The 17,520-nt window shown below is 59.7% G+C and carries 19 protein-coding genes and 1 pseudogene; 3 read left to right on the top strand and 17 right to left on the bottom strand.

The annotated features are described in order from the left end of the window. Positions 1 to 13: 13 nt before the first annotated feature. The 11 genes and pseudogenes from QMK51_RS29100 to ubiE all read right to left on the bottom strand — a co-directional run bounded on the left by QMK51_RS29100 (position 14) and on the right by ubiE (position 8,153). The gene (locus tag QMK51_RS29100; protein WP_413817548.1) at positions 14 to 877 is read right to left on the bottom strand and encodes a methyl-accepting chemotaxis protein; all 864 of its coding nucleotides are present in this window, start codon (positions 875 to 877) and stop codon (positions 14 to 16) included. Then, positions 869 to 1,849, bottom strand: a pseudogene (locus QMK51_RS29095) (methyl-accepting chemotaxis protein); the annotation flags it as partial. The pseudogene QMK51_RS29095 and the gene QMK51_RS29100, both read right to left, overlap by 9 nt. A 269-nt stretch (positions 1,850 to 2,118) precedes the next feature. Then, positions 2,119 to 2,826 (bottom strand): 16S rRNA (uracil(1498)-N(3))-methyltransferase, encoded by a 708-nt coding sequence (locus tag QMK51_RS26435; protein ID WP_320392506.1) that lies wholly within the window; start codon positions 2,824 to 2,826, stop codon positions 2,119 to 2,121. Beyond that, on the bottom strand, positions 2,823 to 3,617 hold the full coding sequence (tatC, locus tag QMK51_RS26430) for a twin-arginine translocase subunit TatC (RefSeq protein WP_018929165.1): 795 nt from the start codon (positions 3,615 to 3,617) through the stop codon (positions 2,823 to 2,825). Before tatC ends, QMK51_RS26435 begins: the two co-directional genes overlap by 4 nt. Beyond that, positions 3,614 to 4,039: a Sec-independent protein translocase protein TatB gene (tatB, locus tag QMK51_RS26425; RefSeq protein WP_258697954.1), complete on the bottom strand. Its 426-nt coding sequence runs from the start codon at positions 4,037 to 4,039 to the stop codon at positions 3,614 to 3,616. The genes tatC and tatB overlap by 4 nt, the downstream gene beginning before the upstream one ends. A gap of 10 nt (positions 4,040 to 4,049) precedes the next feature. After that, positions 4,050 to 4,328 (bottom strand): twin-arginine translocase TatA/TatE family subunit, encoded by a 279-nt coding sequence (locus QMK51_RS26420; RefSeq protein WP_018929163.1) that lies wholly within the window; start codon positions 4,326 to 4,328, stop codon positions 4,050 to 4,052. 24 nt (positions 4,329 to 4,352) lie between these two features. After that, positions 4,353 to 4,685, bottom strand: a complete 333-nt coding sequence (locus QMK51_RS26415) for a phosphoribosyl-ATP diphosphatase (protein WP_007899279.1) — start codon at positions 4,683 to 4,685, stop codon at positions 4,353 to 4,355. Then, the gene (hisI, locus tag QMK51_RS26410) at positions 4,678 to 5,079 is read right to left on the bottom strand and encodes a phosphoribosyl-AMP cyclohydrolase (protein WP_007936797.1); all 402 of its coding nucleotides are present in this window, start codon (positions 5,077 to 5,079) and stop codon (positions 4,678 to 4,680) included. The genes QMK51_RS26415 and hisI overlap by 8 nt, the downstream gene beginning before the upstream one ends. A gap of 79 nt (positions 5,080 to 5,158) precedes the next feature. Continuing rightward, positions 5,159 to 6,763: a ubiquinone biosynthesis regulatory protein kinase UbiB gene (ubiB, locus tag QMK51_RS26405; protein ID WP_320392505.1), complete on the bottom strand. Its 1,605-nt coding sequence runs from the start codon at positions 6,761 to 6,763 to the stop codon at positions 5,159 to 5,161. After that, positions 6,760 to 7,383: an SCP2 domain-containing protein gene (locus QMK51_RS26400; protein ID WP_320392504.1), complete on the bottom strand. Its 624-nt coding sequence runs from the start codon at positions 7,381 to 7,383 to the stop codon at positions 6,760 to 6,762. The genes ubiB and QMK51_RS26400 overlap by 4 nt, the downstream gene beginning before the upstream one ends. Beyond that, complete coding sequence (ubiE, locus tag QMK51_RS26395; protein ID WP_258697951.1) at positions 7,383 to 8,153, bottom strand: bifunctional demethylmenaquinone methyltransferase/2-methoxy-6-polyprenyl-1,4-benzoquinol methylase UbiE; 771 nt, start codon at positions 8,151 to 8,153, stop codon at positions 7,383 to 7,385. The genes QMK51_RS26400 and ubiE overlap by 1 nt, the downstream gene beginning before the upstream one ends. A gap of 154 nt (positions 8,154 to 8,307) precedes the next feature. On the opposite strand from ubiE, the gene QMK51_RS26390 reads away from it, so the two are divergent. The 3 genes from QMK51_RS26390 (at position 8,308) to QMK51_RS26380 (ending at position 10,058) form a co-directional block, all read left to right on the top strand. Continuing rightward, positions 8,308 to 8,583 carry a polyhydroxyalkanoic acid system family protein gene (locus tag QMK51_RS26390; RefSeq protein ID WP_258697950.1) on the top strand — a complete coding sequence of 92 codons (276 nt, stop codon included), beginning with the start codon at positions 8,308 to 8,310 and terminating at the stop codon, positions 8,581 to 8,583. 247 nt (positions 8,584 to 8,830) lie between these two features. Next, a complete protein-coding gene (locus QMK51_RS26385; protein WP_258697949.1) occupies positions 8,831 to 9,253 on the top strand; it encodes a phasin family protein in 423 nt (140 codons plus the stop codon). Positions 9,254 to 9,263: 10 nt separating this feature from the next. After that, positions 9,264 to 10,058 (top strand): phasin family protein, encoded by a 795-nt coding sequence (locus tag QMK51_RS26380; protein ID WP_320392503.1) that lies wholly within the window; start codon positions 9,264 to 9,266, stop codon positions 10,056 to 10,058. 116 nt (positions 10,059 to 10,174) lie between these two features. Here the strand turns inward: QMK51_RS26380 and QMK51_RS26375 are convergent, their stop codons facing one another. The 6 genes from QMK51_RS26375 to hslU form a co-directional block, all read right to left on the bottom strand. Next, positions 10,175 to 10,795, bottom strand: a complete 621-nt coding sequence (locus QMK51_RS26375; RefSeq protein ID WP_258697947.1) for a TetR/AcrR family transcriptional regulator — start codon at positions 10,793 to 10,795, stop codon at positions 10,175 to 10,177. A gap of 59 nt (positions 10,796 to 10,854) precedes the next feature. Then, a complete protein-coding gene (gene phaC / locus QMK51_RS26370) occupies positions 10,855 to 12,537 on the bottom strand; it encodes a class II poly(R)-hydroxyalkanoic acid synthase (RefSeq protein WP_320392502.1) in 1,683 nt (560 codons plus the stop codon). Positions 12,538 to 12,665: 128 nt separating this feature from the next. After that, positions 12,666 to 13,520, bottom strand: a complete 855-nt coding sequence (gene phaZ, locus QMK51_RS26365) for a poly(3-hydroxyalkanoate) depolymerase (protein WP_258697945.1) — start codon at positions 13,518 to 13,520, stop codon at positions 12,666 to 12,668. Positions 13,521 to 13,673: 153 nt separating this feature from the next. Further along, the gene (gene phaC, locus QMK51_RS26360) at positions 13,674 to 15,353 is read right to left on the bottom strand and encodes a class II poly(R)-hydroxyalkanoic acid synthase (protein WP_258697944.1); all 1,680 of its coding nucleotides are present in this window, start codon (positions 15,351 to 15,353) and stop codon (positions 13,674 to 13,676) included. Between the two features lie 242 nt (positions 15,354 to 15,595). After that, on the bottom strand, positions 15,596 to 15,973 hold the full coding sequence (locus QMK51_RS26355) for a DUF971 domain-containing protein (protein WP_320392501.1): 378 nt from the start codon (positions 15,971 to 15,973) through the stop codon (positions 15,596 to 15,598). A 180-nt stretch (positions 15,974 to 16,153) separates the two neighbouring features. Further along, entirely contained in the window at positions 16,154 to 17,494 is a 1,341-nt protein-coding gene (gene hslU, locus QMK51_RS26350; protein ID WP_258697942.1) for an ATP-dependent protease ATPase subunit HslU, read from the bottom strand. Positions 17,495 to 17,520 lie beyond the last annotated feature (26 nt).

Raw genomic sequence — 17,520 nt, 5'->3', positions numbered from 1 at the left:
CACTCGTATCACCTCAAACCTTGAACCTGCCCACCAGCATCTGCAAATGCGTCCCCAACCGCGCCAGCTCGACGCTGGAGGCCGCGGTCTCTTCACTGGCGGCCGAGGTCTGCTCGGACACATCACGCACGTTCAGCACGCTACGGTTGATTTCTTCGGCCACCGAGCTCTGTTGCTCGGCGGCGGCGGCGATCTGCTGGTTCATCGCCTGGATCGCCGACACAGTGCGGGTGATGCTTTCCAGCGAGCCACCGGCACGGCGGGTCAGCTCGACACTGCTGTCGGTCAGGGTGCGGCTGTTGTCCATGATGGTCGCGACTTGCTGAGTGCCGGTTTGCAGGCCGACGATCAACTCTTCGATTTCTTCGGTGGACTTCTGGGTACGCTGGGCCAGGCTGCGGACTTCGTCAGCGACCACCGCAAAACCGCGTCCGGCCTCACCGGCGCGGGCGGCTTCGATAGCGGCGTTGAGGGCCAGCAGGTTGGTTTGCTGGGCCACGGATTTGATCACGTCGAGCACGCTGCCAATCTTGTCGCTTTCGCGCTTCAGGTCGGCCATGGCAGCAGTGGAATTGCCAACTTCGAGGGCCAGGCGTTCGATCTGGGCGATGGCTTCGCCGACGACCTTGTCGCCCTCGCGGGCCTGCTGGTCGGCGGCGACGGCGGCTTCGGACGCTTCCTCGGCGTTGCGCGCGACTTCTTGCACGGTGGCGGTCATTTCGTGCATGGCGGTGGCCACCTGATCGGTTTCGACCTTCTGGCTGTTGACCCCGGCGCTGGTTTGCTCGGTGACGGCGGACAGTTCTTCGGCGGCGCTGGCGATTTGCGTCACGCCATCGCTGATGCCGCCGATCAGTTCCCGCAGTCTGACGACCATCCGCTGCAGGGTGCTTTGTAATTGACCCAGCTCGTCGCGGCGAGTGACCTCCAGGTTATGGCTCAGGTCGCCCGAGGCGACACGTTCGACAGCTGTTAAAGTCTGTTGCAGTGGAACGACGATCTGCCGCGTAATGACCCAGGCGGCGAGCAGGCCAAACGCTAACGCCAGGACGGTCACGATGATCAGCGTGCTTTTCGCCTGGGCCGTCTCTTGGTCACGGCTCTCGGTTTGCGAGCGGATCAATTGTGCGCTCAGGTCATTCAAACGGATCTCTTGATCCACCATCTTCTTGAGGGCTGTGGCGCTGGCCACCTGCGAGTCGCGGAACTGGCTGACAGCGGCGCGGTAGCCCTTAAGCGATTCGGTGGCTTGTTGCAGGTTGGCGGTGTGCTGTTCCGGCAGTTTGCCCGGCAGGCTTTCAAGGTTTTTCAGGGCGTTGTCGATGGCGTCCAGTGCGGGTTGCTCGGCTTCGACCTTGCCGCTGTAGGTGTAACCGCGAACCTGGAAGCGCGCTTGCTGGATCAGTTTGCTCAGCTCGACCACGCTGTTGAATTGAACGACGCTGTCACCTTGCAGCAAGGACTTTTCGACTTCTGCGACCCTGGCCACGGCGTTGTCGGCGGTGGCGCCGAGCTTGGATCGGGCCGATTCGCGGTTCTGCGTCGCTTGAGTCATGTCGGTAAAGGCGCGTTTGTACTCACCGATGGTGGCCAGTTGCTGATTGAGCATTTCCTGATTCACAGGGCGCACAAACAGTTTGAGGGCGACCTGTACGCCATCATCGAGCTTGCCCAGGAGTTCGCTGACGGCTGCCGGACCTTGTTCGCCACGGCGCATTTCGTAGTCGACACGGGCGGTTCGCAAATCCTTGCTCAAGTCGTTGAGACTGGCGATGTGACTCTGCTTGTCTGCGCGACTGATCACACTGCTCAGGCTATTCCAGCCAGTGAAGGTGATCAGGAGAGTCATGAGCAGCACGAGGCCAAAGCCGACACCCAGCTTGCGATTGACGCTTACGTTTCCCAGTTTCTCGGCCAGCCATCGGTACATGCTGCTACTCCCTCGGACCATTAATCGGTTTTATGGGAACTGTATCGGCGGGTAGACGGGAATCTGTAGGCGCCAAGGCACGATCCTGTAGGAGCTGCCGAAGGCTGCGATCTTTTGATCCTGATTCTAAAAATCAAAAGATCGCAGCCTTCGGCAGCTCCTACGGGGGGAGGTGTGATCTGGAGGGGTTAGAACAAACGCGAGAGCAACGCAGTGACGGCGGTCTCGACCCGCAGGATGCGCTCGCCAAGCTGAACCGGTTGCAGGCCGGCCTTGGCCAGCAGGTCGATTTCGTAGGGAATCCAGCCGCCTTCGGGGCCGATGGCCAGGGTCACGGGTTCGTTCAGGCCGCGGGGGCAGGGCGGGTAGTTGCCGGGATGGCCGACCAGGCCGAGGGTGCCTTCGGTGATCGCTGGCAGGCGATCTTCGACAAAGGGCTTGAAGCGCTTCTCGATAACAACCTCTGGCAGCACGCTGTCCCGGGCTTGTTCAAGCCCCAGGATCAATTGCTCGCGAATCGCTTCCGGCTCCAGGAACGGGGTTTGCCAGAAGCTCTTTTCGACACGATAGCTGTTCACCAGCACGATTCGCGGCACACCCATGGCGGCCACGGTCTGGAACACTCGACGGAGCATTTTCGGTCGCGGCAGCGCCAGTACCAGGGTTAGTGGCAGCTTGGCCGGTGGAGGCTGGTCGAGGGTGATACGCAACTCGGCTTCATCGGCGTCCAGGCGCAGCAATTCAGCCGAGCCCATCAGCCCACCGATACGCCCGACCCGCAGGCTGTCGCCGACAACGGAACGATGGACTTCCTGCATATGAGTCAACCGTCGATCACGCAGGATCGCCCGGTCGGCCGCAATGAAGTCGGCCTCTTCAAGGAGCAGCAGGTTCACGCTTGGGTCGCTGGCGGCTGGTCGTTGTGATCGTCAGCCGGTTTTTCGTCCGGGTGCTCACCACGTTTGCTGATCAGGCTGCCGAACAGGACTCCGATCTCGAACAGCAACCACATCGGTACGGCCAACAGCGTCTGCGAGAAGATGTCCGGCGGTGTCAGGATCATGCCGACCACGAAGCAGCCGATGACGACATACGGGCGGATCTTCTTCAGATAGGCGACATTGACCACGCCGATCCACACCAGCAGCACCACGGCCACCGGAATCTCGAACGCCACGCCGAAGGCGAAGAACAGCGTCATGACGAAATCGAGGTAGCTGGTAATGTCGGTCATCATTTCCACGCCGGCCGGGGTGGCGGCGGCGAAGAACTTGAAGATCAGCGGGAACACCAGGAAATAGGCGAAGGCCATGCCGGTGTAAAACAGCAAAATGCTGGAGACCAGCAACGGCACCGCAATGCGCTTTTCATGCTTGTACAGGCCCGGCGCGATGAAGCCCCAGATCTGATGCAGGATCACCGGGATCGCCAGAAACAGCGAGACCATCATGGTCAGTTTCAGCGGCGTCAGGAAGGGCGACGACACGTCGGTGGCGATCATCGTCGCGCCGGCCGGCAGGTACTGGCGCAGCGGCGTGGAGACGAAGGTGTAGATCTGCTGGGTGAAGGCGAACAACCCGGCGAAGATGATGAAGATCGCCGCTACGCAGCGCAGCAGACGGGTACGCAACTCGGTGAGGTGCGAAACCAGCGGCATGTGCTGGTCGTTTTCAGGGAGATCGCTCATGGGGCTCGCGGCGGCAAAGTGGTGTCGTGAGGCGCCGGCGTTGTCGGCGCGGCGGCAGGAGCAACAGGTTCAATTGGCGTCGTTGCAACAACAGGTACAGGTTCTGCAGCTACCGGAGCATGAATCGTCTGCTCCATCACCGGCTCAACCGGTTGAACCGCAGTAGCCTCCTGCTGAGTCGGCGTGAAAATCTTCCGCGCCTCCTGCTCAAGCGACAAAATGTGCTCGTTGTGCAGTTGCCGGCGGATCTCGTCGGCACCGATTTCACGTTCAACTTCCTGTTTGATCGCGTTGAAGCTGCGCTTCAGTCGCCCGACCCACAGGCCGGCGGTGCGCGCAGCGCCCGGCAGGCGCTCGGGGCCCAACACCAGCAGGGCGACGAGGCCGACGAGCAGCAGTTCAGAGAAGCTGATACCAAACATTAGTCAGTGCTCACGAGTCTTTGCGGATCGGCTCTTCGACTTTTTGCGCCTGCACGTCAATGGTGTGCGGCGGGTTCACAGACGTCGTGGCCTGTGGCTGGGTCGGCGGAACCGGTTGGGCCGGAGTCGCAGTCGGGTCGGCCGGTTTCTCTTCGTCGTTCATGGCCTTGCGAAAGCCCTTGATCGACTCGCCGACGTCAGTGCCGAGGTTTTTCAGTTTCTTGGTACCGAACACCAGCACCACGACAACCAGGATGACGATCCAGTGTTTCCAGTCAAAAATGCCCATGTTGCGTTCCTCTCTAATAGTTGTTCAGGCGGACGGGCGAGAGGCTTTCTCGGCGTGTCCGGACAGACCGAAGCGACGGTCCAGTTCATCGAGTACAGCCTGTGGATGCTGCCCCAGTTGGGCGAGCATGACCATGCTGTGGAACCACAAATCGGCGGTCTCGTAGATCACATCGCTGCAGTCGCCGCTGATGGCGGCATCCTTGGCGGCAATGATGGTTTCGACCGACTCTTCGCCGACTTTTTCCAGAATCTTGTTCAAGCCTTTGTGGTACAGGCTGGCAACATACGAGCTGTCGGCGGCGGCGCCTTTGCGCTCTTCCAGCACCTGGGCCAGACGGGTCAGGGTGTCACTCATGGGTATGTCCTGCGGAGTAGATAGCGTGCGGGTCTTTCAGAACCGGGTCGACGGTTTTCCAGTCGCCGTTCTCGAAGACGCGGTAGAAGCAGCTCTGACGGCCGGTATGGCAGGCGATGTCGCCGATCTGCTCGACCATCAGGATGATCACGTCAGCGTCACAGTCCAGGCGCATCTCATGCAGGGTTTGCACGTGGCCGGACTCTTCGCCCTTGCGCCACAGCTTGCCACGGGAACGTGACCAGTAAATGGCACGGTTCTCGGCGGCGGTCAATTGCAGTGCTTCGCGGTTCATCCAGGCCATCATCAGGACGCGTCCGGTCTTGTGATCCTGGGCAATCGCCGGCACCAGGCCATCGGCGTCCCACTTGATCTCGTCCAGCCAGTTTTTCATCTTCGACTCCGACAGCGGGCTCTACTTCAATAGCTAAGCCCAGGCGTTGAAACAGTGTGCCAGCGTGGGGGGGCTCTGGCTATCGGCGAACGACCAGATACAAACCGACCGCCACCATGATTCCGGCGGGCCAATGCCCCAGTTCGTGCAACGGGCCACCGGCTGCGAGTATCGTGCCACCCGCCAGGTGAGCGGTGCCGAGCAGGCGCAGGAACCAGTCGTCCTTGCGCTTGTGCCAAGGGGGGGGCGGGGCGTTGGCGTGGGGTTGGGACATGCGCTCGAGCAGGTCGCGGGCCATGTTGGCCAGGTGCGGGATCTGCTCGAACTGGCTCTGCACATTGCCGATCAAGGCTTTGGGGCTGACGCGCTCGCGCATCCAGCGTTCGAGGAACGGCTGGGCGGTGTTCCACAGATCGAGGTCCGGGTACAGCTGACGACCCAGGCCTTCAATGTTCAACAGGGTTTTTTGCAGCAATACCAACTGCGGTTGCACTTCCATGTTGAAGCGGCGGGCGGTCTGGAACAGGCGCATCAGCACTTGACCGAAGGAAATATCTTTTAACGGTTTTTCGAAAATCGGCTCGCACACCGTGCGGATCGCCGCTTCGAATTCGTTGAGTTTGGTTTCCGCCGGCACCCAGCCCGAATCGATGTGCAACTGCGCAACGCGACGGTAATCACGCTTGAAGAACGCGAACAGGTTGCGTGCCAGATAGTCCTGGTCTTCCGGGGTCAGGCTGCCGACGATGCCGCAGTCGATGGCGATGTACTGCGGGCTCCATGGCTGCACGGTGCTGACGAAGATGTTGCCGGGGTGCATGTCAGCGTGGAAGAAACTGTCGCGGAACACCTGGGTGAAGAAGATCTCCACGCCACGCTCGGCGAGCATTTTCATGTCGGTGCGCTGGTCGGCCAGGGTCGCGAGGTCAGTGACCTGAATGCCGTAGATGCGCTCCATCACCAGCACTTTCGGCCGGCACCAGTCCCAATAGACTTGCGGCACATAAAGCAGCGGCGAACCGTCGAAGTTACGCTTCAACTGACTGGCGTTGGCCGCCTCGCGCAGCAGATCGAGTTCATCGTAGATGGTTTTTTCGTAGTCGCTGACCACGTCCACCGGGTGCAGCAGGCGGGCGTCGGCGGAGAGCTTTTCCGCTGCTCGGGCGAGGATAAACAGCCATGCCAGATCCTGAGCAATGATCGGTTTCAGCCCCGGGCGGATCACCTTGACCACCACTTCTTCACCGGTCTTCAGCTGTGCGGCGTGCACCTGCGCCACCGAGGCCGAGGCCAGAGGTTCGACGTCGAAGCGGGAGAAGACTTCGCTGATCTTTTTGCCGAGCTGCTCTTCGATCAGCCGGACCGACACTTGCGAGTCGAACGGCGGCACGCGGTCCTGCAACATCATCAGCTCATCGGCGATGTCTTCGGGCAGCAGGTCGCGGCGCGTCGAGAGAATCTGGCCGAACTTGATGAAAATCGGCCCCAGGTCCTGCAAGGCCAGGCGCAGTCGCGCGCCACGACTCAGGTCCAGCGGCTTGCGCGGGAACCAGCGCCACGGCAAGGCATAGCGCAGCGCCAGCAGAAACCAGGGCAGCGGCAGGGCGAACAGCAGGTCATCGAGGCGGTAGCGGATCACGACGCGCTGGATGCGCAACAAACGGCGGACGGCAAGCAGCTTCATGCGTTATCGCTTGGGTCGAGGGATCGGGAAAGGCGCTCGAAACGCGCCTCGAGACGTTCCAGATCGAGCTTGATCTGGTCCAGTTCACTGAAACGGGCTTCGGCTTCGCGCTGACCGACAAGGGCGCGCGATTCTTCGGCCAGGTATTCGCCCAGGTTCTGGTTCAGGCTGGCGAACCCTTGTTGATACCAGCGGGCGCGACTGCGTAGATGACCGCCGACCAGTTGCGTGGCCACCGGACCCAGCCAGCGTGAGAGTTCGTACTCCCAGTCCAGCTCGAGGTCCTGAAGGGTCGCCGCCAGTTCCAGCAGCACGCCGCTGTCGCCGTCGAGTTCGACTTCCGGGGTATGCAGGACCGACGTCTTGTCTTTGCTCGTCGCCAGCTTCAGCAGGCTTGAGGCCGGTGCGCGCAAGGTGCAGTCGGCGCCGGTTTCCCAGTGGGACGCCAGCATCAGGCCTTCATCGCTGGGCAGGATGAACAGTTGCAACGTCGGGCTGCGGCAGTCGACGGCTATCACCTTGCCACTCAAATGCGCCAGCCGCGGCAGTGCCGTGCTGTCGAGACGCAGCACCCGGTTCAAACCGAGTTCAACGCTGGCGAGCAGGCCGGCCAGCAACATCAGGGCTTGATGCCGCGGTGCAGGGCGACGATGCCTGCGGTCATGTTGTGGTAAGTCACGCGGTCGAAACCGGCCTCGACCATCATCGACTTCAGGGTTTCCTGGTTCGGGTGCATGCGGATTGATTCGGCCAGGTAGCGATAGCTTTCCGAATCATTGGTGATCAGCTTGCCCATCAGCGGCATGAAGGCGAACGAATAGGCGTCGTAGGCTTTGGACATCAGCGCGTTGGTCGGTTTGGAGAACTCCAGCACCAGCAGACGGCCGCCGGGCTTGAGCACCCGCAGCATCGAGCGCAGGGCGTCTTCTTTATGCGTCACGTTGCGCAGGCCGAAAGCGATGGTCACGCAGTCGAAGTGATTGTCCGGGAACGGCAGCTTTTCAGCATCGGCCTGGACGAATTCGACGTTGCCGGACACACCCAGATCCAGCAGGCGGTCACGACCGACCCTGAGCATGGATTCGTTGATGTCGGCCAGAACGACCTGGCCAGTCGGGCCAACGAGGTGCGAGAACTTTTTGGTCAGGTCACCAGTGCCACCGGCGATGTCCAGTACGCGGTTACCCTGGCGCACGCCCGACAGTTCGATCGCGAAACGCTTCCACAGACGGTGCATGCCGCCCGACAGGAGGTCGTTCATCAAGTCGTACTTGGCGGCTACCGAGTGAAAAACCTCAGCGACTTTTTCCGCTTTCTGGCTTTCCGGAACGTTTTTGAAGCCGAAGTGAGTGGTGGGTTCGGCATCGCTGCCTTTGCGCTGATCAGTCATATCGCTGTCACCAAAAGAGAATGCGGGACATTCTAATCCCGGTGGCCTGCTTTGTCTTGGCAAGGCTGAAGGTAAGATAGGCAACCACCGGGACGTTTTGACGCAGCACCGGTCAAGATGCTTCAGGAAGTATTCATAAAGCAGGAGTCATTCGATGGCCCGTATTAGTGTTGAGCGTGCCCACGGCCTGGGTAAGGAAGCGGCCCGCGAGAAGGCCGACAAGTTGGCGCAGAAACTGTCCGATCAATATGGCCTGGAGCCACAGTGGTCCGGCGACACCCTGAACCTCAGACGTTCCGGTGTGAAAGGCGCGGTGCATGTGGGCGAGGACTCGATCAGGGTCGACGTTGAACTGGGCCTGTTGATGTCCGCCATGAGCGGCACCATCAAATCGGAAATCGAAAGGGCTCTCGATAAAGCACTGACCTGATCCACTTCTTTTTGTGAAATGCGATCCCTGTGGGAGCGAGCCTGCTCGCGAAAGCGGTCTTTCAGTCGACATCAATGTTGAATGTGCCTGCCTCTTCGCGAGCAGGCTCGCTCCCACATTTGTTTGTGGTGTGCCCAAAGGGTTATGTCACTTGTTAGGGTGCCGTTTCTAATTATTCTCACTACTTTGTGCCTGAGCCCGACTCTTTGCGGGCAGTTCCTCAACCCTTCTGCGCGTGAGGTGCACCATGGCCAAAGTTATTTTGAAGAAAAAAGTCGACGTCGAGACTAACGCTCCGAGCGACGTCAAATCGTATGCCCGCAAGATCTGGCTGGCAGGCCTGGGTGCTTACACCAAGGTCGGTCAAGAGGGCAGCGAGTACGTTCAAGAGTTGATCAAGGCTGGTCAAGCTGTTGAAAAGAAAGGCAAAAAAGTCGTCACTGAGAAGCTTGAAGCGGCCAATGCCGAGATCGATGAAGCCAAGAGTGAAGTGAGCACTTTCAAAGGCAAAGTTGAACTTCAACTCGACAAAGTCGAGAAGGCTTTCGATACGCGCATCGCAAGTGCCTTGAATCGTATCGGCATTCCGTCTAAACATGACGTTGAGACACTCTCTGCTAAGCTCGATGAGCTGACAGCATTGCTCGAACGTGTCGCGCGTAAATCTTAAGGAGAACGGGATGGCTGGCAAAAAGAATACTGAAAAAGAAGGCAGCTCGTGGATCGGGAAGGTCGAAGACTACTCCCGCAAGATCTGGCTGGCTGGTTTAGGCGTGTACTCGAAGATCGACACTGACGGTAGCAAGCTCTTCGATGCATTGGTTAAGGACGGCGAGAAGGCCGAGAAGCTCACCAAGAGTGCTGTCGGCAAGAAAGTCGATGCCGCCAAGGACTCCGCTTCGTCGGCCAAGTCGCGCATCAGCGGCGTGAAAGATCGCGCACTGGGCAAGTGGGATGAGCTGGAAGGGGCTTTTGACAAGCGCCTGAACAGTGCCATTTCGCGCCTGGGTGTACCGAGCCGCAATGAAGTCAAAGCACTGCACAGCAAGGTCGATACGTTGACCAAGCAAATCGAAAAACTCACCGGTGCCAAGGTTGCGCCTGTTGCGGCGAAAACCGTGGCGGCCAAACCTGCAGCCAAAAGCGCTGCCAAACCATTGGCCAAGGCTGCCGCTAAACCGGCGACCAAAACTGCCGCGGCGAAACCTGCAGCCAAAGCGGCCGCTAAACCAGCCGCCAAACCTGCTGCTAAACTGGCGGCCAAACCTGCAGCTAAAACCGCAGCGGCTAAACCCGCTGCTGCGAAGAAGCCTGCAGTGAAAAAGCCGGCAGCCCCGAAAGTGGCTGCACCGAAACCGGCAGCGGCTGCCGCCAAGCCGGCAACCCCGGTCAGTACGGCAAACTCCGGCACTGCGCCGACCCTTGCTGTAACCCCGACTGCCGCGCCGGCTCCGGCGCCAACCAGTCAGTCCTGATTTTCAGGACTCAAAAAAGCGCCCGGCCTGTAAAGGTCGGGCGTTTTTGTTTGCACACACATTCTAAAGAACGCCACAGATCCAATGTGGGAGCGAGCAAGCCCGCTCCCACAGGGTTAGTCGTGCTCCTCCAGGTACTGCAACGCCAACCGCTCGGTCGCGACTTTCACCGGTGGCAGCAAGTGCGGCGCCACCAGCATCATGATCTGATACACCACCAGTCGCACTTCACCTTCACGGTCGAGAATCCGCTGATAGTCCAGCGAGAACAGCAACGTCATGGTGATTTGCTCCACCAGTTGTCCCAGCGCCTGGGTGTCACTGACCAGCTGACCCTGAGCCTTCAACTGTGCCAGCAATGAAGCCAGAGTGCGCTTCAATGCATTGAGCAGGTTGCGGATCCCCTTGGCCAGTTTCGGCAGGCGGCCGGCAAGGTTCGACAGGTCCTGGAACAGAAACCGGTAGTGGGCCAGGCGTTCGATGATCAGGTGCAGGAACAGCCAGTAATCATCGGGTGCCAATTCCACATCGGACGGTGGATCGAGCAAGGGCGTCAGTTCGGCCTGGAAGCGCTCGAATAGCCCGAGAATCAACGGTTCCTTGCCGTGGAAGTGGTAGTAGAGGTTGCCCGGGCTGATGCCCATTTCGTTGGCAACTTCCATGGTGGACACGTTCGGTTCACCCTTCTGATTGAACAACTGCAGGGCACATTCGAGAATCCGGTCGCGGGTTTTCATCCAGTCTTCTTAATGGTCGAGTCAGTCCACGGCCATTTCCGGCCGTGGTTTGTTGAACGTCAGCGCACGCGCACGTAAGTACCGGGTGCTGCCTCCATCGGTGGGTAGTTCTGGTTGCCGAGGGTCATCAGGGTTTCGCGTTGTGCGCCAGAGCGTTCCTGAATCCAGCCCAGCCATTGCGTCCACCAACTGCCGTCGGCGCGCTTGGCATCGTAATACCAGGCTCGCGGGTCGCTGCTCATTTTCGGGTTCTCGACGTAGTTGGCTTTCGGATTGTGGGGCGGGTTGAGAATGCTCTGCACATGACCGCTGTTGGACAGCACGAAGCGCCGTTCGCCACCCAGCAGCAATGTCGAGCGATACACCGCATCCCAGGGGGTGATGTGATCGTTGATGCCGGCCACGCTGAAACTGTCGACGGTGACTTTCTGCAGGTCAATCGGCGTGCCGCACACTTCCAGCCCGCCCGGATGACTCAGCGGGTTGTGCTTGAAAAAGTCCAGCAGATCACCATGAAACGCTGCCGGCAGGCGCGTGTTGTCGTTGTTCCAGTAGAGGATGTCGAACGCCGCCGGCTCCTTGCCCAGCAGGTAGTTATTGACGAAGTAATTCCAGATCAAATCGTTGGGACGCATCCAGGCAAAAACCCTGGCCATGTCACGACCTTCCAGCACGCCCTTCTGGTACGAGCGGCGCTTGGCCGCTTCCAGTGTCTGCTCGTCGGCGAAAAGGGTTGCAGGGCTGTCTATCTGACTGTCGAGCAGGCTGACCAGGTAGGTCGCGCTGGACACCCGCCGCAGCTGCCGCTTGGCCTGCAAATGCCCTTGCAGCGCGGCGATGGTCAGCCCGCCGGCGCAGGCCCCCATCAGGTTGACCTCGCGAGCGCCGGTGATCGCCCGGCACACATTCATCGCTTCTTCGGCGGCTTCGACGTAAGACGACAGCCCCCATTCGCGATGACGCACATCGGGATTGCGCCAGCTGATAATGAACGTCTGCAAGCCGTTCTTAAGGGCGAACTGGACGAAGCTGTTGTTGGGGCTCAAGTCGAAAATGTAGAACTTGTTGATCTGTGGCGGCACGATCAGCAACGGCTTGGCATACTGTTTTTCGCTCATTGGCTTGTACTGGATCAGCTCCAGCAGCTCATTGCGAAACACCACGGAACCGGTGGTGGTGGCGACCGTTTTGCCCACCTCGAATGCTTGTTTGGTGACTTGCCTGGGCAGGCCGTGGTTGTGCAGGAGGTCGTCGAGAAGATGGCCGACACCCCGCACCAGACTGTGGCCGCCAGAGTTGAATATCTCCTTGATCGCCAGCGGATTGAGCAGGGTGTTGGACGGTGCCACGGCGTCGTTGATCAAGGTAAAGGCAAAGTGGGCGCGGGCGCGATCGTCCGGGCTCAGGTTGCTTTCGTCGATCCAGTTCTTGACCTCTTTCTGCCAGCTCAGATAAGCCTGCAAGCTGCGGCGATAAAAAGGATTGAGGCTCCACGCCGGATCGGCAAAGCGATTGTCCTGCGGGTTGATCGGGTGCAGGGTTTCACCCAGCAGCACGCGGCCCAGTTGGCCGCCCAGCTTCAAGGCATGCCGGGCCGTATACACCGGGTTGCGCAGGCCGTGGGTGGCGAGGCTGCGCAAGGTCGAAAGCAAGTCCCGGCCGCGCAGACCGGTAACCGCACTCTGTGCGTTGATGAATGCAGCGGGAGTGGGCAAAGAGCCCTTCGCTGGTTTGTCGCGCATGAGTCAACACTCCTTCGTCATCAGGCCAAAAACAAACACGCCGAACAAAACACCATAGCCGCTGTTGCGGGATGTTGCGCGGCCTGGCCTCCTGCCGACCCCTTTTCATAAATAAAAGCCGGAGTCGGTTAACCACCCGATGGAGCAGGGTGCGGATGCATCACTGCGCGCTGACGTTCCTCCTCGAGAAATTTCATGATGATCGGTGCCACCGCTTCGGCCCGGGTAATCAGAAACAGGTGCCCGTCGTCGATGATGTGCAGTTGGGCGTTGGGAATTCGCCAGGCCAGCATGCGCATATTGATCAGCGGGATCAGTGGATCGTCGTCGCCGGCCAGCACCAGGGTGGGTTGGTGGATCTTGTGCAGCCAGTGAATGCTGGTCCAACCGAGGCCGGCGAACAGCTGCCAGTAGTAGCCGAGTTTGCCTGCCGAACGGACCCTGGCGGCATGACTGGCAGCCAGGGTCGGATCGCGACGGAACGAGCCGCCATAGATCATCGGTGCGATGCGGATCACATGGGATGGCTGGACGTAGCGCCGTGGGCTGGCCATCATCCACAGCACTTTCGGCTTGCCCGGAACCATCACGGCGCCGGCAGCCGTGGCCGCCAGCACCAGCTTCTTGCAGCGCTCGGGATAGTCATGGGCAAATTGCTGCGCCAGAGCACCACCCCACGACACGCCGATGACATTGACCTGCCCGTAATCGAGGTAGTCGAGCATTCGTGCCGTGAGTTTCGCCAGACCCGAGAATCGATACGGGCGGTTGGGAGTCGATGAGCCGCCGACACCGGGTACGTCGAAGGCGATGACTTCCAGGTCCGGATCCAGCGCCTGGACGAACGGAAATATCAGCTCCAGGTTGGCACCGATGCCGTTGAAAATCAGCAAGGGCGTCAAGTGAGGCTTGCCGGGGCGTACCGCGGTGCGGAGGGTCTGGCCATCCAGGTTGACGGTACGAAATATGAACGGTTGCGGCATGCTTCGGGGCCCTGTGGGTCGCTATCTCTAATTCTTCCTCACCCTCTGTGGGAGCGAGCCTGCTCGCGATTGCGGAGTAACAGTCAACACAATGGCTGGATGTACCGCCGTCATCGCGAGCAGGCTCGCTCCCACAGGGGTGGGGTGTGTCAGTTACCGCTCATGCACATAAGTGCCCGGCGACGCCTCACCTGCGGGATAGGCCTTGTTGCCAAGGCTGGCGGGGGATTTCTTCAGTTTGCCCGAACGCTCGGCCTGCCACGCCTGCCAATGCAACCACCAGGAGTCGGTGTGCTTGGTGGAGTTTTCCATCCAGTCCTCGGCCTTGACCGGCATCTCGGTGCTGGTCATGTAGCGCGCTTTCGGATTGCCTGGCGGGTTCAGGATGCTCTGGATATGCCCGCTGCTGGACAGCACGAACTCTACCTTGCCACCGAACAGCTGCGCGGATTTGTAGCAGGACTTCCACGGGGTGATGTGATCGTTGGTGCCGGCCAGGGAAAAGATGTCGGCAGTCACCTGCTTGAGGTCGATCGGTGTGCCGCACACTTCCAGTGCATCGGGGCGGATCAATGGGTTGTTTTTGAACATCTCGATCAGGTCGCCGTGGAACGCCGCCGGCAACCGGGTGGTGTCGTTGTTCCAGAACAGAATGTCGAAAACCGGTGGCTCGTTGCCCAACAGGTAGTTGTTGACCCAGTAGTTCCAGATCAGGTCGTTGGGGCGCATCCAGGCGAAGACTCTCGCCATGTCGCGACCTTCCAGCACACCGGCCTGGTAGGAATGGCGCTTGGCGGCTTCGAGGGTCTGCTCGTCGACGAACAGGGCCACGTCGCTGTCGAGGGTGGTGTCGAGCACGCTGACCAGCAGCGTCAGGGCGTTGACCTTCTTCTCGCCGATCGCTGCGTAGTGACCCAGCAGGGCGGTGCAGGTGATGCCGCCGGAGCATGCACCGAGCATGTTCACATCTTTACTGCCGGTGATCGCAGTGACCACGTCGACTGCTTCCTTGAGCGCTTCGATGTAGGTCGACAGACCCCACTCGCGTTGCTCCTTGGTCGGGTTGCGCCAGCTGACGATGAACGTCTGCACGTTGTTGCGCAGGCAGAAACGCGCCAGGCTCTTGTCCGGGCTCAGGTCGAAAACATAGAACTTGTTGATCTGCGGCGGCACCACCAGCAGTGGGCGCTCATGCACTTGCTCGGTGATCGGCCGGTACTGGATCAGCTCCAGCACGTCGTTGCGAAAGACCACCGCGCCTTCGGTCACGCCCAGGCTCTTGCCGACTTCGAATGCGCCCATGTTGACCTGGCTTGGCATGCCGCCGTTGTGTACCAGGTCCTTGGCCAGATGGGAGAGGCCATCGAGCAGGCTTTTCCCACCGGTTTCGAAGAAGCGTTTGACTGCCGCCGGGTTGGCCGCCGTGTTGGTCGGGGCCATGGCTTCGGTCATCAGATTGACCACGAAATGCCCGCGAGCGACGTCCTTGGGCGAGAGGTTGCTGTCATCGATCCAGGCGTGAAGCTCCTTGCGCCATGCCAGATAAGTTTGCAAATAACGTTTGTAGAGCGGGTTCTGACTCCAGGCCGGGTCGAGGAAGCGACGGTCATCGCTTTGCGGTCGGAGCTCGGATTTTCCGAGCAGCACGTTCTTGAGTTCGATGCCGAAATGGGCGACGTGTCTGGCACTGTGGATGGGTTGCCTGATGGCCTGGGTCAGCACCATTCGAGCGGAACCCAGTAGATCCTTTCTACGCAGCCCAACAACAGGATTCAGTCCCAAGGTATTTTCTGAAGCCTGGAATTTCAGGTCATCGTTTTGCTTGTTACTCATCTACGACGCTCCATTGTCCTGAGGCGAGTACCTGAGCCCAGTTGTCTAGTCACACAACAAACGCCAGGTACTACTGCTCGGGTGACCGTTAATTGCGCATAGCTACAAATGCACGGAACTTGCCAGCTCCATTGGTTACCCGAGTTTAATTTTTTTCGCAAGCGGGCCAATCGTTGGCCCGGCAGCCAAGCATTCAAACAGATGGAATTAGAAAATGCCCTCTAAATACCCCGAGGCCTGACCTAGAGCATCAGCTTGACGATGGATTCATTCGGGTCACGGGTTTTTCCAGCCGCTTTGAGTTCCGCAAGATAATCACTCCAGAGATCTTCTTGGCGCACGGCCAGCTGGTACAGATATTCCCAAGTGAACAGGCCGCTGTCGTGGCCGTCGTCGAAGGTCAATTTCAGTGCGTACTGACCCGCCGGTTCAACTTTGCTCAGGCCTACGCCGATCTTGCCAAATTGCAGGATAGGTTTGCCGTGGCCCTGGACCTCGGCGGAAGGAGAGTGCACGCGAAGGAACTCGGCGGGCAGGTGATATTCCTCGCCGGACGCGTATTTGAGCGTCAGGGTTTTCGAGGCTTTGTGCAGTTTGATGTCGGTGGGGAGTTGGGTCATGGCTTGCAGTCCGTCTGTGTGGGAGGCCTGTTGGAACCTGATCTGCAAAACACCACAGTTCAAATGTGGGAACGGGCTTGCTCGCGAAAGCGGTGTAACAGTCAACACAGATGTTGAATGTTACGGCCTCTTCGCGAGCAAGCCCGCTCCCACAGGGTTCGCTACCACTGTAAGTATGGCTTACAGGATATAACGGGACAGGTCTTCGTTCTGCGCCAATTCGCCCAGGTGGCTGTTGACGTAGTCGGCGTCGATCAGGATCGGCTTGTCCTCGTGAGTGCTGGCCAGATCGCCGGCGCTGAACGACACCTCTTCGAGCAGACGCTCGAGCAGGGTGTGCAGGCGACGGGCGCCGATGTTTTCGGTCTTCTCGTTGACCTGCCAGGCGATCTCGGCGAGACGCTTGATGCCGTCCGGCAGGAATTCGATGAGCAGGCCTTCGGTTTTCAGCAATGCACAATACTGCTCGGTGAGCGATGCATGCGGCTCGCTGAGGATGCGCTCGAAATCTTCCGGACTCAGGGCCTTGAGTTCGACTCGAATCGGCAGGCGACCTTGCAGCTCGGGCACCAGATCACTCGGCTTGCTCAGATGGAACGCACCGGAGGCGATGAACAGGATGTGGTCGGTCTTGACCATGCCCAGCTTGGTGTTGACGGTGCAGCCTTCGATCAGCGGCAGCAAGTCGCGCTGCACGCCTTCACGGGAAACGTCGACGCCACCGGAGTTGCCGCGCTTGGCGACCTTGTCGATTTCATCGATGAACACGATGCCGTGTTGCTCGACGGCTTCCAGGGCCTTGGCCTTCAATTCTTCTTCGTTGACCAGGCGACCGGCTTCTTCGTCGCGAACCAGTTTCAGCGCTTCCTTGACCTTGAGCTTGCGGTTTTTGCGCTTGCCCTTGCCCATGTTGGCGAACAGGCTCTGCAACTGGTTGGTCATTTCTTCCATGCCCGGTGGCGCGGAGATATCGACGCCGGTCACTTCGGCCACTTCGATTTCGATCTCCTTGTCATCCAGCTGACCTTCACGCAGGCGTTTGCGGAACAGCTGACGGGTATTGGAATCCTGGGACGGTGCGGCATCCTCGTTGCTGAAGCCCATGCGTGCCGGTGGCAGCAAAGCGTCGAGGATGCGCTCTTCGGCGGCGTCTTCGGCGCGGTGGCGCACCTTGGTCATTTCCTGTTCGCGCAGCAGCTTGATCGCGGCGTCGGCCAGATCACGAATGATCGATTCGACGTCGCGGCCGACGTAGCCCACTTCGGTGAATTTGGTCGCTTCGACTTTGATGAACGGCGCGTTGGCGAGTTTGGCCAGGCGACGGGCAATCTCGGTTTTACCGACACCGGTCGGGCCGATCATCAGGATGTTCTTGGGGGTGACTTCGACGCGCAGCTCTTCGGGCAGTTGCATCCGGCGCCAGCGGTTGCGCAAGGCAATGGCGACGGCGCGTTTGGCATCGTCCTGGCCGATGATATGGCGATTGAGTTCGTGGACGATTTCACGGGGGGTCATGGGCATAGTAATTGGCGGTCCTCAAGCAAAAG

Source organism: Pseudomonas sp. P9_31, from assembly GCF_034008235.1.
Taxonomy (GTDB): Bacteria; Pseudomonadota; Gammaproteobacteria; order Pseudomonadales; family Pseudomonadaceae; genus Aquipseudomonas.
The sequence above is the reverse complement of the archived record's forward strand: the minus strand, read 5'-3'. Positions and strand labels throughout refer to the sequence as shown.

Excerpts from the sequence above, each read along its gene's own strand:
- QMK51_RS26385 (WP_258697949.1), top strand. The coding sequence starts at position 8,831 with ATGGCCAAAGTTATTTTGAAGAAAAAAGTCGACGTCGAGACTAACGCT.
- ubiE (WP_258697951.1), bottom strand. The coding sequence starts at position 8,153 with ATGACTGATCAGCGCAAAGGCAGCGATGCCGAACCCACCACTCACTTC.
- QMK51_RS26420 (WP_018929163.1), bottom strand. The coding sequence starts at position 4,328 with ATGGGCATTTTTGACTGGAAACACTGGATCGTCATCCTGGTTGTCGTG.
- QMK51_RS26355 (WP_320392501.1), bottom strand. The coding sequence starts at position 15,973 with ATGACCCAACTCCCCACCGACATCAAACTGCACAAAGCCTCGAAAACC.
- phaC (WP_258697944.1), bottom strand. The coding sequence starts at position 15,353 with ATGAGTAACAAGCAAAACGATGACCTGAAATTCCAGGCTTCAGAAAAT.
- QMK51_RS29100 (WP_413817548.1), bottom strand. The coding sequence starts at position 877 with ATGGTCGTCAGACTGCGGGAACTGATCGGCGGCATCAGCGATGGCGTG.
- phaC (WP_320392502.1), bottom strand. The coding sequence starts at position 12,537 with ATGCGCGACAAACCAGCGAAGGGCTCTTTGCCCACTCCCGCTGCATTC.
- QMK51_RS26400 (WP_320392504.1), bottom strand. The coding sequence starts at position 7,383 with ATGTTGCTGGCCGGCCTGCTCGCCAGCGTTGAACTCGGTTTGAACCGG.
- ubiB (WP_320392505.1), bottom strand. The coding sequence starts at position 6,763 with ATGAAGCTGCTTGCCGTCCGCCGTTTGTTGCGCATCCAGCGCGTCGTG.
- QMK51_RS26380 (WP_320392503.1), top strand. The coding sequence starts at position 9,264 with ATGGCTGGCAAAAAGAATACTGAAAAAGAAGGCAGCTCGTGGATCGGG.
- hslU (WP_258697942.1), bottom strand. The coding sequence starts at position 17,494 with ATGCCCATGACCCCCCGTGAAATCGTCCACGAACTCAATCGCCATATC.
- tatC (WP_018929165.1), bottom strand. The coding sequence starts at position 3,617 with ATGAGCGATCTCCCTGAAAACGACCAGCACATGCCGCTGGTTTCGCAC.
- QMK51_RS26375 (WP_258697947.1), bottom strand. The coding sequence starts at position 10,795 with ATGAAAACCCGCGACCGGATTCTCGAATGTGCCCTGCAGTTGTTCAAT.
- phaZ (WP_258697945.1), bottom strand. The coding sequence starts at position 13,520 with ATGCCGCAACCGTTCATATTTCGTACCGTCAACCTGGATGGCCAGACC.
- QMK51_RS26415 (WP_007899279.1), bottom strand. The coding sequence starts at position 4,685 with ATGAGTGACACCCTGACCCGTCTGGCCCAGGTGCTGGAAGAGCGCAAA.
- tatB (WP_258697954.1), bottom strand. The coding sequence starts at position 4,039 with ATGTTTGGTATCAGCTTCTCTGAACTGCTGCTCGTCGGCCTCGTCGCC.
- hisI (WP_007936797.1), bottom strand. The coding sequence starts at position 5,079 with ATGAAAAACTGGCTGGACGAGATCAAGTGGGACGCCGATGGCCTGGTG.
- QMK51_RS26390 (WP_258697950.1), top strand. The coding sequence starts at position 8,308 with ATGGCCCGTATTAGTGTTGAGCGTGCCCACGGCCTGGGTAAGGAAGCG.